This is a genomic window from Streptomyces sp. T028, assembly GCF_048159505.1.
Taxonomy (GTDB): domain Bacteria; phylum Actinomycetota; class Actinomycetes; order Streptomycetales; family Streptomycetaceae; genus Streptomyces.
This window is the reverse complement of sequence record NZ_JBLRVZ010000010.1, coordinates 158784-171675: the sequence shown is the minus strand read 5'-3', so window position 1 is coordinate 171675 and position 12892 is coordinate 158784. Positions and strand designations below refer to the sequence as shown.

11 protein-coding genes are annotated in these 12892 nt (G+C 70.0%); 4 read left to right on the top strand and 7 right to left on the bottom strand.

Annotated elements, in window-relative coordinates:
• Position 1: 1 nt before the first annotated feature.
• Positions 2–439, bottom strand: a complete 438-nt coding sequence (locus ACLZN2_RS11170; RefSeq protein WP_416978218.1) for an NfeD family protein — start codon at positions 437–439, stop codon at positions 2–4.
• A 723-nt stretch (positions 440–1162) separates the two neighbouring features.
• On the opposite strand from ACLZN2_RS11170, the gene ACLZN2_RS11165 reads away from it, so the two are divergent.
• Positions 1163–2164, top strand: coding sequence for a TIGR00341 family protein (locus ACLZN2_RS11165; RefSeq protein WP_416978217.1), 1002 nt, complete (start codon positions 1163–1165; stop codon positions 2162–2164).
• A 360-nt stretch (positions 2165–2524) separates the two neighbouring features.
• Here ACLZN2_RS11165 and ACLZN2_RS11160 read toward each other — a convergent pair whose 3' ends face one another.
• Positions 2525–4294 carry an SMI1/KNR4 family protein gene (locus ACLZN2_RS11160; protein ID WP_416978216.1) on the bottom strand — a complete coding sequence of 590 codons (1770 nt, stop codon included), beginning with the start codon at positions 4292–4294 and terminating at the stop codon, positions 2525–2527.
• Between the two features lie 118 nt (positions 4295–4412).
• On the opposite strand from ACLZN2_RS11160, the gene ACLZN2_RS11155 reads away from it, so the two are divergent.
• Positions 4413–5084, top strand: a complete 672-nt coding sequence (locus ACLZN2_RS11155) for a uracil-DNA glycosylase (RefSeq protein ID WP_416978215.1) — start codon at positions 4413–4415, stop codon at positions 5082–5084.
• A gap of 44 nt (positions 5085–5128) precedes the next feature.
• On the opposite strand, the gene ACLZN2_RS11150 is transcribed toward ACLZN2_RS11155, so the two are convergent.
• The 3 genes from ACLZN2_RS11150 to ACLZN2_RS11140 all read right to left on the bottom strand — a co-directional run bounded on the left by ACLZN2_RS11150 (position 5129) and on the right by ACLZN2_RS11140 (position 7303).
• Positions 5129–5740, bottom strand: a complete 612-nt coding sequence (locus ACLZN2_RS11150) for a copper resistance CopC family protein (RefSeq protein WP_416978214.1) — start codon at positions 5738–5740, stop codon at positions 5129–5131.
• On the bottom strand, positions 5719–6372 hold the full coding sequence (locus ACLZN2_RS11145; protein ID WP_416978213.1) for a superoxide dismutase family protein: 654 nt from the start codon (positions 6370–6372) through the stop codon (positions 5719–5721). The genes ACLZN2_RS11150 and ACLZN2_RS11145 overlap by 22 nt, the downstream gene beginning before the upstream one ends.
• A gap of 190 nt (positions 6373–6562) precedes the next feature.
• Positions 6563–7303, bottom strand: coding sequence for a hypothetical protein (locus ACLZN2_RS11140; protein WP_416978212.1), 741 nt, complete (start codon positions 7301–7303; stop codon positions 6563–6565).
• A 187-nt stretch (positions 7304–7490) separates the two neighbouring features.
• Here ACLZN2_RS11140 and ACLZN2_RS11135 point away from each other — a divergent pair, with 187 nt between their 5' ends.
• Together ACLZN2_RS11135 and ACLZN2_RS11130 are read left to right on the top strand one after the other, a co-directional pair.
• Positions 7491–8711, top strand: a complete 1221-nt coding sequence (locus ACLZN2_RS11135) for an alpha/beta fold hydrolase (protein WP_416978211.1) — start codon at positions 7491–7493, stop codon at positions 8709–8711.
• Between the two features lie 184 nt (positions 8712–8895).
• Positions 8896–9360, top strand: coding sequence for a hypothetical protein (locus ACLZN2_RS11130; RefSeq protein ID WP_403834284.1), 465 nt, complete (start codon positions 8896–8898; stop codon positions 9358–9360).
• 114 nt (positions 9361–9474) lie between these two features.
• Here ACLZN2_RS11130 and ACLZN2_RS11125 read toward each other — a convergent pair whose 3' ends face one another.
• Positions 9475–10689 carry an alpha/beta fold hydrolase gene (locus ACLZN2_RS11125; RefSeq protein ID WP_416978210.1) on the bottom strand — a complete coding sequence of 405 codons (1215 nt, stop codon included), beginning with the start codon at positions 10687–10689 and terminating at the stop codon, positions 9475–9477.
• Positions 10690–10793: 104 nt separating this feature from the next.
• The gene (locus ACLZN2_RS11120; RefSeq protein WP_416978209.1) at positions 10794–12371 is read right to left on the bottom strand and encodes an AMP-binding protein; all 1578 of its coding nucleotides are present in this window, start codon (positions 12369–12371) and stop codon (positions 10794–10796) included.
• Positions 12372–12892 lie beyond the last annotated feature (521 nt).

Genomic DNA, 12892 nt, shown 5'->3' with positions numbered 1-12892 from the left:
TTCACGGAAGGAGCTCACGGGGGTAGACGATGGCCGTGGCACCCTCGATCTCCATGACGTCCACCAGCGCTCCCGCCGGGATGACCAGACTCTCGTCGAGGGCTCGGGCGGACCACTCCTCGCCGGAGAGTCTGATCAGACCGCGGGTCGCCGTGACCTCCTGCATGACCTCGGCCCGCTTGCCGATCAGCGCGTCACTGCCCTCGCGGGTGAGGGGCTGCTGTTCCATGTGTCGCAGCGCAACAGGACGGACGAGGACGAAACCCGCTGCCGCCGCCAGTGCGAGAGCCACGAACTGGCCGAGAAGGCCGACACCGACGCCCGCGACCACAGCGGCGACCAACGCTGCGCCCGCCAGCAACCCGAAGACCAGTGTCAGGGTGAAGAACTCCGCGACACCCAGCGCCGCGGCAGTGAGCAGCCATACGAACCACGGCATCGAATCGCCCTCCTCTTGGGGCCCTCTTTACCAAGCTACCCCCCGTGACGCCGAGCGGAACAGTCAGGCGAGCCGCAGTCCGCCGAAGGCCGAACGACTGCCGTGATCACGCACGTCGTGAAGACGATCAGGGATCACGCATCCGTCAAGGCCACGACAACGGAACAGCTGGGGCGGTGACGCAGGGAGCGGCACCCGCACGTGCCCCACTCACATAGGCGGTCGTACAGCAGGTCGCACCAAGCCCCGGGACGAAGAGAGTGTCGGCCTGGACGAACCCCTCCATGGCCCCGGCGAAGGCCCGCGGCATCGGCGAGACGAGGCGTCCGGCCGCGGGCCGACCGACAGTCCGCGCGACGGCGCCCACAGCTGGGACTGCCTGGTACTCCCCGCCGTCCACAACCCGCGACGCGCATGGCACGTCAGAACAGCCGCCGCCACCAGGGGAGGGGCTGCACCAGACGTCCCTGGGTGCCCCACCTTGGGTGATCAAGCGCGGGGGCGGGGCGGGCCGAATGCATCGTGCCCACCGCCTGTGAGTCCAGGGAAGGCAGGGACGAGTGGTAGTCGATCACAGGCAGCCCGTCCGGCGGAAGTCGTGGCGGAGCCGGGGGGTACACGACCGTCGGTGGGTAACACCCGGACCGGACCGCCTCACCGCATCGAGGCAGACAGACGTGTCGTGCTCCCCTGCGACCGAACCACTGGTGCTTACTTGAGGGCATGCTCAGCGGAGTTCGCGCCCTTGTCCTCCCCGCCTCACAGCGCCGCTCGCTGGACGAGCTGACGCAGGACCTGGACCTGTCCTCGGGGGACACCAGGTCCAAGCGCTCGGCCTTCTGGACAATGCTGACGCTGTCGTCACTCATCGCGGCCGCCGGGGTCCTGACGGATTCGACCGCCACTGTGATCGGTGCGATGATCATCGCACCGCTGTCCACGCCGATCATGGGCATCGCTCTGGGCTCGGTGCAACGCCGGCGGATCGGAGCGGTCAGGGTCGTCCTGGCCGCCTGCGCGGTGGTGATCGCGGTCGGCGTGCTCTTCACCCTGGTGCTCCCCGACAACTACGACCTGCTCTCCAACAGTCAGATCTCGTCACGGACGTCACCGGGACTGATGGACCTGGTCGCCGCCCTGGCCACCGGCTTCGCCGGCGCGGTGGCGCTCGCCCGACGAGACGTCGCCGCCGTACTGCCCGGGGTCGCGATCGCCATCTCCCTCGTCCCCCCACTGGTCGTGGCCGGAGTCTGTCTGGGGCAACTGGCGGGATCACTCGCCCTGGGAGCGCTGCTCCTGTTCGTGTCCAACTTCTTCGCCCTGGTCTTCGGCGGCATGACGATCTTCGCCGCCCTCGGCTACGGCACTCAGGCCGACAAGGCCGCCGAACGGCCCACGCGCCGTACCTATGCCGCCATGGGCCTGCTGTTCGTAGTCGTGTTCGTACCGCTGGCGGTCAACACCGCGCTCACGCTCCTGATCAACTCCTGGACCAACCAGGCCAAGAGCACGGCGGAACAGTGGCTCGACGACACTCCGGGGGCGTCCGTCACCAGTGTCGACATGGCGTCCCGGACGATGTACATCCATGTCCGCGCGCCTGGAGACCTCCCGCCGGTGAAAGCTCTTCTCGCCCGTCTGGAGGGACGGATCCCGGACGGCATCCCGATCGTCGTGGACACCGCCCGGGGCCGGCGCATCGACGCTGGAAAGGTCGGCGGCTGAGCGTCGTACGACACTCGGGGCCACCCCGGCGGGAGCACCGCCGACGTACCGAGCGCTTCGGCCGACCCGCCGCGGCCGGTCCGCCGTTGACTCGGATTCAATTGCCCTGGTGGTCGGCCACACGATCGTACGGAGGGCAGGACGCCGGCCCCTCATGTTTCCCGGACGGACCCGCCTCAGGTGCCGACGCTGATCAGCCCTCGTGCCCCAAGAGCGCCGACCGAGATGAGCCGGCCAGGGATCCGGACCGACACGGGGATCGACGTCGATGTTCTGAAGGGGGTCGCCCCCTGCCGCATGCGGGCAGTTCAGGCTCGCAGCCACAGACGTCCAGGGCAACGCCGATGTCGCCGATCGGCGTCACGGCTCCACCAGATCGGCGGCGAGTTCGGTTCGCCAGTGGACGGACATCCGCTGGTGAAGGATCTTGGCGGCCGCGACGGGGATCGGCAGCTGTATGAACGCCCGTAGTGCCTGAGTCGCGTTCTCCCGTACGGCCCAAGCGCTGAGGTCCTGCTGGGTGAGGTGTCCGGGATCCCCGCGCCACGCGGGCTGCACCATCTGGCGGGCCACCCAGGTCTCTGCGGCCAGGGTGCGCATCCGCATGTCCAGAGGATCGTCGTGGGTGAGCGAAACGGTCTTGCCGCGGCGGATGGTCTCCAGGGCCGCCGTCACCTCCTCGTACGTGTCGACGCGGGTCTCCGCCGCCAGCCGGACCAACTGTGCCGTGACCGCTCTGCGCAGCCGGTGCGGCGGGGTGCGTTCGACGAGCTCCGCCAGGTCGAAGCCCCGTACCCGGGACACGGGTCGGCACTCGTCCTCACGGAAGTCGTCCAGGACCGGCAGCAGCAGGGCGCTGCTCAGCTCCGTGGCCGTGTCGTCCTCGGGGCGGTAGGTGATGCCGAAGTCCTTCGCCAGGTCACTCAGGAGGCGGGCGTACGCCGCAGTGGATCCTGGCCAGGGGTCCACACCGTGGTGTCGGGCCGTCTGTCCTCCGGGCAGCCGGACGTGGTCCTCACGCGGCGACTGGACGCTGCGTGCGGCTTCCGGGCGCTCTGCCCCGTCCGCGGTGACGGTGACACACGCCTCCGGCCCGCGCTTGGTCAGGGCCACCGCGCGGGTGCCGGCGGACAGCAGCCGCAGTACCTCCGGCCGGGTGAACTGGGCGGCGCCGGTCTCCTGCGTGGCATAGGCCCACCCACCCACGGCACCTACCCGCACCAGCGGCCGGTACGCCGCCCAGGGTGAGTCCGCCGTCTGTCGCGCTCGCTGCCGGTTGCGCGGCCGGACCGTGGCGGGGACGGCGTCCAGCCGACACAACAGCTCGGCCGGGGTGACGCCCTCCACGAAGACCACGTCCGGCTGGTCCGGAGGCGGTTGCGGGTGGGTGTGGGCGATACGGACGAAGGCGACGATGCCGGTTGCTCCTCCGTGCGCCGGTCCGGTGGGAACGATGTCGGGTGCGGCAGCGGCAGGAGGCTCCTGTTCCGGTTCGGCGGCCGCGGCGGCCAGGGCCAGCGGGGACACCGGGTCCGGGATGACGGACACCTCGTCCTCCCAGAGCAGCACGCCATCCACGGCCAGGGGCACGCGGCCGTTGAACATACGGCTGTTCTCCAGGGCGTCCGCGAAGTCGGCCAGCACGTGCCGGAGCGACGGCCATGGAGTGAAGGAAGGGGCGTCCTCGTCGAAGTAGCGGCCCACGCGACCGCGGTTCGGTCCGGCGCGGCAGGTGAGAAACAGCCCGTCGGAAGACTGCCAGCCGATGCCCAGCGTGATCAGCAGCCACTCCTGGCGCCAGAAGACCGCCAGCTCCTCTTCCTCGTCCTCTACCTCGGCCATACCGGCGCCGACATCGCGCAGGAACGTCGTGCTCCTCACGATGTCGGCGACGCCGGAGGGCGGCCCGTAGTACGCCAGTACCGGCGCTCCCTCCTGCAGTTCCACTCCGTCGTGACAGCGCAGCGACGCCACCAGGTCGGCGGGGAAGTCGACCTGGAGCGCGCGCTCGGCGGCTTCGATCTCCTCCGTGGATGCCGGAGGGCACAGCCGGGCGTGGCTGAGGGGAGCGTGCCGGGCCAGCCAGAGGTCGATGCGGGCCCAGGACTCTTCGACGGCGGGGATGCTCATGGGACCGGACCCTACGGCTCGCCACTGACAAGCCGTAGGGCGCGAACTCGCCCAGTGCCGCCCAGGTCCTTCCATACCCGCACCGGATTGTCAGAGGTGCCTGGCACACTGCGGAGCCATGTCCTCGAACGATCGTTTTCGCACCACGACTCCTCGCGCGCTGCGCGACCCCGTCACCCTGAGTACCCGCCTGGAGGCCGTCCCCACGGAACCGCGCACGCGTCCCCTCAACGAGTGGGTGGAGAAGCTGCGCGAGCGACTGGGCGACGGTGAGTCCGTGCCGTGGTTCGACCCCGCTTCCGGAGGAGTCGAGGCCCGCAGCCTGTTCCTGCTGGAGGCACCGGGCCAGAAGTCCGTCGGCGAGGAGGCCGGGCTGCGCCGGACGGGCAGCGGCATCATCTCCGTGGACAACGACGACCAGACGGCGCAGAACTGCTGGACGCTCCGCTCCGAGTCCGGTCTGCCGTACCAGGAGTCCCTGCACTGGAACATCGTGCCGTGGTATCTGGGCAGCGCCGATCGCATCGCCGCGCCCGGACAGACGGAGATACAGCGCGCGGCGCCCTTCCTGCACGAGGTGATCTCGCTGCTCCCCGCACTGGAAGTGGTCGTGCCGATGGGCCGCAAGGCGCAGGCCGGCTGGGCGGCGTACCAGGCGCGGTACGCGCCCCAGGTGCACACGCTTCCCACCTGGCATCCCAGCCCTCGGGTGTTCGCCTCCAGGCCGGCTGCCCGCGACGAGATCCTGGAGGTGCTGCGCCGGGCGGCGAAGCTGCTGGGCACCGCCTGATCGTCGGGGCGGCGCGGCCCCTCCTGGCCGCGCCGCCCGCCATGTCATGTCCGGGGTGTCAGGTCAGGGGCGAGCTCCCTTCCTTCCCGCGTTCGTCGCGCCCGCCGTCGTCTGCGGAAGGCGAGGACTCCCCCGCTCGCCACCCCGACTATCGCCGCCACGAGAGCGGCTGTCGCGGTGGTGGGGTCGAGCCCCGCCACGGTGTCCGACCTGTCCACGGCGCCGGGTGCCGGCAGGTCGAGGTCGGCGCACTCGGACGGCGGCTCGGCCGGCCCGGTCCCGTCCACCGCTTCGAACTGGAACGCGCTGGACTGAGTGTCACCGTCTGCGGCGGTGATCCGGTAGCTGAGGGTGATCACCCCCGTGGGCAACGGGGTGACCGCTGCGCAGGCGGTTCCGCCTCCGGTCACGATCGGCTGCCCGACCGCGAGAGCCGTACCGTCCGGGCCGACCAGACCGATCTCGGGCGCGGCGCCCGACTTCAGGTCGCTGAACGTCAGGGCCACGACATCGGTCCCGGTGGCGACCCTGGCGCCCGGCGCCGGGGTGGCGTCCTTCAGCGCGGTGTGGGCGTGGACCGGCGCGCCGCCGCACAGCAGCAGAGCACCCGCGCAGCCGAGCGGGCCCGCCGCCCTCAGAAGTCGAAGTCCGCGCATGTGATCCGGTTGTCCATCGCTTCGGTGGGGTGGACGACGACGGCGACCGCGCCCTCTTCCGTCTTGCGGGAGTTGTTCACGGTCGTCATGCCCTTCCCGGACTTGTCGGCGGTGAACATCAGGTGGATCTCGTTCGGGGGCGTGGTGGCGCCGCCCTTCTCGAACTGGAAGTGCTCCCCGCCGTTCTCTGCCGAGCAGTGCTGGGCGTGCAGGTGGGCCATGTAGGAGGCACCGGGTTCGAGGCCGGTCAGGGACACGGTCACGGTGGTGCCCTTCGAGCCCTGTGCCAGCCAGGCGGTGCCCTCGACGTCGTCCAGGCCGGGCGGGCGGGTGTCGAGCAGCTTGAAGGCGCCCTTCACCACCGTTGCTCCGGGGATCTTGTCGGCCGGAGTGGCGGAGGGATCCCCCATCGCCATGTCGGACATACCGTCCATGCCGTGGGCGGAGGACGAGGGCGAGGGCGAGGATCCGGTCTTCGCGGAGGCTTGGTCGGACGACGCGCCGCCGCAGCCCGACAACAGGAGGGCGGTGGTGGTCAGCACGGCGCCGACCACGGCGAGGCGAGGTCGCCGGTGGGCGGACAGGGGCGGCCTCGGACCGCTGGACGCGGGCGCGGAGATGTCATGAAGCATGAGTGGAAACTCCCGATCGGTGGGCGGGCCACGGTCCCTCGCGCGGACGCGGCTGCGTCGACGGCCGTCGAGCAGGCACGCGTCGGGCAGAGGAGACACATGGACCGGAGCGAACGGGCCGACACCGCGAACTGGCATGTCGGCCACGCGTCTGCCCCGGCCCTGTCCTGTCCCGCGAACGGAAGGGAAATCAGCCGAGAGGCAGACGGAGAACTACGGATCCGATGCCCGGCGGCGGCCCTCTGCGCACCACCGCATGTCTCAACAGGGCGGGGCTGCTTCGCGATGTCTCCGCCCAGTCCTCGCATGCCCACGGCGTGGGCGCCCGGAGTTCCAGTGCGGGGTGGGCGAGCACACCACAGATCCGCCGCAGCGGCGTGAAGAGCAGGGCGGCGAGGGCCCGGCTCACCTGATGGGCCGCTGCCTCGCCCCGCCAGAGCCACAATCCGCACACCAGCGCGGCCAGTAGATGCGCCAGGAGCATCCCGATTGAGCCCTGTCCGAGGACGGTCGCGTGGAGCATCGAGCCGGCGGACGTGCCCGCCGTCCCGGGATGATGCATGACCGGACCGGAAGCCGAATGACCCATGTCCATGACCAGCCCGGAACGCGAGAACATCCGCGCGTCCATGACTGGCACATGACCGGCCGTCCCCACACCGCCGGGCCCTCGGGTGAGTGCGTGGGCCAGGTCGAACACCAGGTGCAGCAGCGCTTGAGCGGCGACGGTGACCCCGACCACAACGGCTGCACGACGCTCCCGGGCGGTCAGCCACCAGCCCTGGGCAGCCGTCAGGGCGAGCCCCGAGCCGACCGCCCACCACGGCAGGACGTCACCGGACATCAGCGCGTGTCCCAGCGCCGTGGTCGCCACACAGACGGCCGCGAAGACACCGGACCGCAGCAGGCGCAGGACACCGGGGCTCTCCACACGCCATACCGAGCGGCCTCCCCGGCACGCTGCGCCGCGGTGGCACGTGCGGTACATCCGGCAACTCCTCGAACCGATGGGCTTCTGGTTCCATACGAACGAGACTCCGGTCCCGTTCACGCCGGTGCGCGACACACGGCGAATCGTCCGTGTGTACGTCTACGAGGCAGAGTTGTACGCTGCAAAGGTGGTTGGGGACAAGTATTTCTTCGGGCAGTACGAGCTGGACACCACTCGGATCCAGCTCCGGCGATCAGGTGAGCCGGTCCATGTGGAACCGCGTGCTCTGGACCTGTTGTGTCATCTCGTCCGGCACCGGGACCGGGTGGTGCCGAAGAACGAACTGCTGGACGAGGTGTGGGGGGACCGCTTCGTCAGCGAGGCCGCCCTCACCACGGCGCTGCGGACCGCGCGTCTGGCCGTCGGCGACACCGGCAGTGCGCAGCGGGTGATCCGCACCGTGCACCGGCGCGGCTACCAGTTCATTGCACCGGTGACGGCCGGGGAGCCCGACTCGGGCCGAGGACCCGTGGTGGTGGGCACCACGGCCGACGGTCCCGGCGACGCCGCCCATCAGACGATCCGGTTCTGCCGGACCGACGACGGCGCGCGCATCGCGTACGCCTCCGTGGGTTCGGGCCCGCCCTTGCTCAAGGCGGCCAACTGGATGACCCATCTCGACCTCGAGTGGACGACCCCGCTCTGGTCGCACTGGCTCAGCGGCCTCGCGCGCGGGCGCCGGCTGATCCGCTACGACGAACGGGGCTGCGGCCTCTCCGACTGGGTGGTTCCGGGGTTCTCGTTCGACCACTGGGTGGACGACCTCGAAACCGTGGTGGAGGCGACGGGGCTCGACCGCTTTCCGCTGCTCGGCGTGTCACAAGGTGCTGCGGTGGCGGTCGCCTACGCCGTACGCCATCCGGAACGGGTCAGCCGGCTGATCCTCGCCGGGGCCTACGCCCAAGGACGACAGGTCCGGGCGCAGGGTGAGGACGAGGCGCAGGAGGCGGCTCTCGACCTGGATCTGGCACGGGTGGGGTGGATACACCAGGACCCCAGATTCCTCCGGGTCTTCGCCTCCCAGTTCCTGCCCGAGGGCACACCGGCGGACTGGGAGGCGTTCACCGCGTTCCAACGCCAGACGACCTCGCCCGCCAACGGGGTGCGCTTCCTTGAGGAGTTCGCCCGTATCGACGTGTCCGACATCGCCCATCGGGTGACCTGCCCGACGTTGATCGTCCACTCCCGCGACGACGAGCGTGTGCCGGTGTCACAGGCCAGTGAGCTGGCCGCGCTCATTCCCGACAGCCGGCTTGTCCTGCTCAAGAGCCGCAATCACCTCCTCACGGCCTTCGAGCCGGCCTGGGACGAGTTCCTCGCCCACGTCGACGCCTTCCTGGCCGAGTGATCCCGAACGGTCCGCTGAGGGCGGCGCCCTCATGTCCCCCTCAGGAAAGCCTCAGACCTCCGTCAAGCATCGGCCCGGTGGCCGGCCCGATGCTTGAGAGGTGCCGGGCGGACCGGGAGCGGCAAGAGCCCGCGACGGCCCGGCGCTCACCTCAGACACGGGACACGAAAGAGAAGGACGGACCATGCGCATCACCAACACCAGGATGTCCGGCACGACGCGGACTCGTCGGGGGCTGGCGCTGCTGATCGCCTCGGGAGCCGGGCTCGGCTCCCTGCTGCTGGGCACGGTTCCCGCACAGGCGAACGACACCACCAAGCAGGTCTCGGCCGACGGCCAGTCGGTCGTGTTCGCCACGAGCGACAGCAGCCGCAACGTCAGCGGCAGCGTCGAGTTCACCGTGAACGCCGACGGCAACTGGCAGATCACGGGAACCGGGCACAACTCCAACCTCCTGGTCCGCACGATCCACTGGACCTGCGACCTGACCTGGGACGCGGCGGAGGTCTCGCACGCGACCGGGAAGAAGGCCGTGCCCGGCAAGAAGACCCGCACCGTCAGCTCGGCCGCGTACGACCCGGACATCCAGGCGGACTTCGCCGACATCGCCGACCACGGCAGGGCCGACTGCGACATCGTGATCGGCTGACCGGAACGGCCTGGCAAGACCGCCGGACACGATGAGATGACGAGGGCCGCCCGGTCTCACACCGGGCGGCCCTTCGCGCGTGCCGGACGACGGCGGCGGGAGCTGCCCTCCGGACTAGTCGGCGAGGAAGGTGTCGAGATGGGAGAGGAAGGTGGGCCAGGCGGGATCGGCCGCGGTGAACAGGTGGTTGCGGCCTTCGAGAAGGATCAGCCGGCTGTCGGGGATCAGAGAGGCCAGTTCCAGGGCCTGGGAGACCGGGACGCGCGCGTCGTCGCGGGAGTGAATGATCAGCGTGGGGCAGGTCACGCGATGGGCTATGTGGGAGACGTCGATACGGGCGAACTCCTCAATGAAACGGAGCCCGTTGGCCGGCGAGGTCGTCTGGCGTTGGTAGGCGGCGAACGCGTCCCACTCCGCGGGCGTGGAGTCGGCGAGGAACTGCGAGGCGAAGTAGCGCAGGAAACTGCTGTCCTGGGAACGCCATCCGGCGCGGGCGATGTTCAGGTCCACTTCCGCGGCGTCGCGCTCGGCGTCGCTCCGGGCCCGGATCAGCTGTCCCCGGGCGTAGGCCGCGGTGAGCACCAGTCGGCTGACCCGCTCGGGATGGCGCGCGGCGTAGGCGACCGCCACGGCGCCGCCCTGTGACACCCCGAGGAGGGGGAAGCGGTCGAGGCCAGCGGCACAGACCACGGAGTCGAGGTCGTCGACCAGGTCGTCGAGGGTGAAGCCGACCAGCTCCCATTCGGAGAGCCCGCAGCCCCTCTCGTCGTAACGGATGAGCTGTCGACCGCGGGTGAGGCCGTCGAACCAGTGGGCCCACATCGGGGTGGTCCGGTCGAGGTCGAGGTGGGTCATCCAGTTGGCGGTCTTCACCAGGGGCGGACCGTCGCCGGTGGTGGCGTAGGCGATGCGGGTGCCGTCGACGGACCGGCAGAACCGAATGACCTCGTGGTCCGCCTCTGTCGCCGTCGTGCCCGACACGGCGACGGGCGCGGCGGGCGGAGCGGCGGAGGCGACCGTGGCCTGCCCGACGAACTGGTAACCGCGCCGTCGCACCGTGCGGATGAGGTCCTGCCGTGCGCCGGTGTCGCCGATCGCCTGGCGGGCGGTGCGCAGGCAGGTGGCGAGTGCGGCCTCGCTGACGGCGCGGCCGCGCCCCATGAGGCCGATGAGCTCCGGCGTGGGCACGACGCGGTCGCGGTGCCGGACAAGATGGCAGAGCAGATCCACCGCTTGGGGCTCGACGCGGACCTGCTGTCCGTCGTGGCTGAGCCGACGGCGATCCGTGTCCAACTCGTACTGTCCGAAGAGATAAACCGCGCCGTCCACACCACAGACTGTATATCCGGCGTCTGTCCGCACGGGAGCAGGCCGCGCGGTTCAAATCGCCTGTGAGCCAGCGCTGTTGGGGTACAAAAAACACCACCCAGCCATCACCGCACCGACTCACGCTCCCGCAACCGGCGCCGCAGGATCTTGCCGGAAGCCGCCTTCGGCACAGCCTCGATGAACTCGACCCGGCGGACCCTCTTGTACGGAGCGACCTGGCCCTCGACGTAGGCCATCACCTCGTCGGAGGTGACCGACGCCCCGGGTGCCGGCACCACGAACGCCTTGGGGACCTCGTTGCCCTCCTCGTCGCTGACGCCGATCACCGCGGCGTCGGCGATGCCTGGGTGGTTCACCAGAAGCGCCTCGATCTCGGCCGGCGCCACCTGGTAACCCTTGTACTTGATCAGTTCCTTGACCCGGTCGACGATGAACCAGTTGCCGTCCTCGTCGACCCGGCCGATGTCACCGGTGTGCAGCCAGCCGTCGGCGTCGATCAACGCGTCTGTCTCCTCCGGCCGGCCGAAGTACCCCTTCATCACCTGCGGACCCCGGATCCACACCTCACCCGGTTCGCCGACCGCCACATCCAGCCCCGAGATCGGGTCGACCAGTCGCGCCTGGGTCGACGGCAGCAGGTGCCCCACGCAGGCGACGGGCTCGTCGAGGTTGCCGTCGGCATGGAGGTGCGAGGCGGGGGACAGCTCGGTCATGCCGTACGCCTGCCCCACCTCCACTCCCAGCCGGGCCACCACCGCCGACTGAACTCCGGCGTCGAGCGGCGCCGCGGCGCAGATGACACGCCGCAGATGCGACAGGTCCAGGTTCCCGACCGCGGGGTGCTTGGCCAGCGCCAGCATCACCGGCGGGGCCACGTACGCGTGGGTGATCCGGTCGCGCTCCAGACTCGTCAGGAACGCGTCCAGATCGAACCGCGCGTGCACGTACACCGTCGCACCGCGGTGGAGCGCGTTGTTGACCAACGCGGTCAGCCCGAAGATGTGGAAGAACGGCAGTATCGCGATGACGCGGTCGTTCTCCTCGATCCGGTGCAGGGCGTTCATCTGCACGAGGTTGGTGCACAGGTTGCGATGGGTCAGCATCACGCCCTTGGGCACACCCGTCGTGCCGCTCGAGTAAGGCAGCACGGCGACGTCCGTGGCCGGATCGATTTCGAAGGCGGGCACGACGCCGTCACCGACCAGTCCCAGCACCGGAGGGTGGCCGTCCGCCTTGTCACAGACCAGGATCTCGATCTCCCGGCCGGTCTGCCGCCGGACCAGTTCGACCGCGTCCCGCGCGGTCTCGATCAGCGCCGACACACTGACCATCAGCCGAGCCCCGGCGTCGATCAACTGCTTGGCGATCTCGGCCGGCAGGGCCAGCGGCGACAGCGTGGTCACCGTCCCGCCTGCAGCGGTGGTGGCGTAGAGCACCACCGGGAACAGGATCGTGTTCGGCGAATGCAGCGCCACCACATCCCCCTTGCCGATGCCCGCGGCGGCGAAGCCCGCAGCGAGCCCGCGGACCAGGGCGGCCAACTCGCCATAGGTGAGCGTCCGTCCGCTGGAGGCGTCCACCAGGGCGGGCCGGCTTCCGCGTCGGGCGGCCTCGCCGAGCACCCACTCATGGAGGGGACGATCGACTGGGGCGACGTCTGGATACCTGCTCTGATGGATCATCACATCTCCGTATTGCTCGACACGTCGTGTGGGCTGGGCCTGGCCGTGGCGCCCGGCCATGCGCATGGGCCTCGAAAGCGAACGGCCGACCGAGCGACCACCTCCTCCCCAGGTCGCTTTCGTCGGCCCGAGGGCGTCGAGTGGATCACCCGTCCCTGTCCCCCACGTGCCCCGTCCAGCCTGCGCGAACAGCCTTGCAGGTCCGTCGCGGCGCACAGGCCTCCATCGTGGGGCACACCACCAGGCCTCCACTTGGTGGAACTCTGAGGGTTCCCTGAGGAGTCATGAGGGCAACCGCGCCCGGACGGGGCCGGTGGATTCCGAGCGGCTCGAGGCCGCTCACGTGAGCGCCGCCGGCGGCGATGCCTTCACGAACCCATCGAGGCTGCGCCCGCGGCGGCATGAGTGCCCGGCACGTGGGTCCGTAACGGCGCGTTCGGTTTCCGGAAGGCGCCGCAGGCAGGAGGTGACGCTCCGTCGGACTCGCCATATGAATGATCTTGGGACAGTGCGTATTTTCT

Bases quoted from the DNA above. Each gene is read 5' to 3' on its own strand.
- ACLZN2_RS11170 (WP_416978218.1), bottom strand. From the start codon at position 439: ATGCCGTGGTTCGTATGGCTGCTCACTGCCGCGGCGCTGGGTGTCGCG.
- ACLZN2_RS11165 (WP_416978217.1), top strand. From the start codon at position 1,163: ATGCTCAGCGGAGTTCGCGCCCTTGTCCTCCCCGCCTCACAGCGCCGC.
- ACLZN2_RS11160 (WP_416978216.1), bottom strand. From the start codon at position 4,294: ATGAGCATCCCCGCCGTCGAAGAGTCCTGGGCCCGCATCGACCTCTGG.
- ACLZN2_RS11155 (WP_416978215.1), top strand. From the start codon at position 4,413: ATGTCCTCGAACGATCGTTTTCGCACCACGACTCCTCGCGCGCTGCGC.
- ACLZN2_RS11120 (WP_416978209.1), bottom strand. From the start codon at position 12,371: ATGATCCATCAGAGCAGGTATCCAGACGTCGCCCCAGTCGATCGTCCC.
- ACLZN2_RS11145 (WP_416978213.1), bottom strand. From the start codon at position 6,372: ATGCTTCATGACATCTCCGCGCCCGCGTCCAGCGGTCCGAGGCCGCCC.
- ACLZN2_RS11150 (WP_416978214.1), bottom strand. From the start codon at position 5,740: ATGCGCGGACTTCGACTTCTGAGGGCGGCGGGCCCGCTCGGCTGCGCG.
- ACLZN2_RS11130 (WP_403834284.1), top strand. From the start codon at position 8,896: ATGCGCATCACCAACACCAGGATGTCCGGCACGACGCGGACTCGTCGG.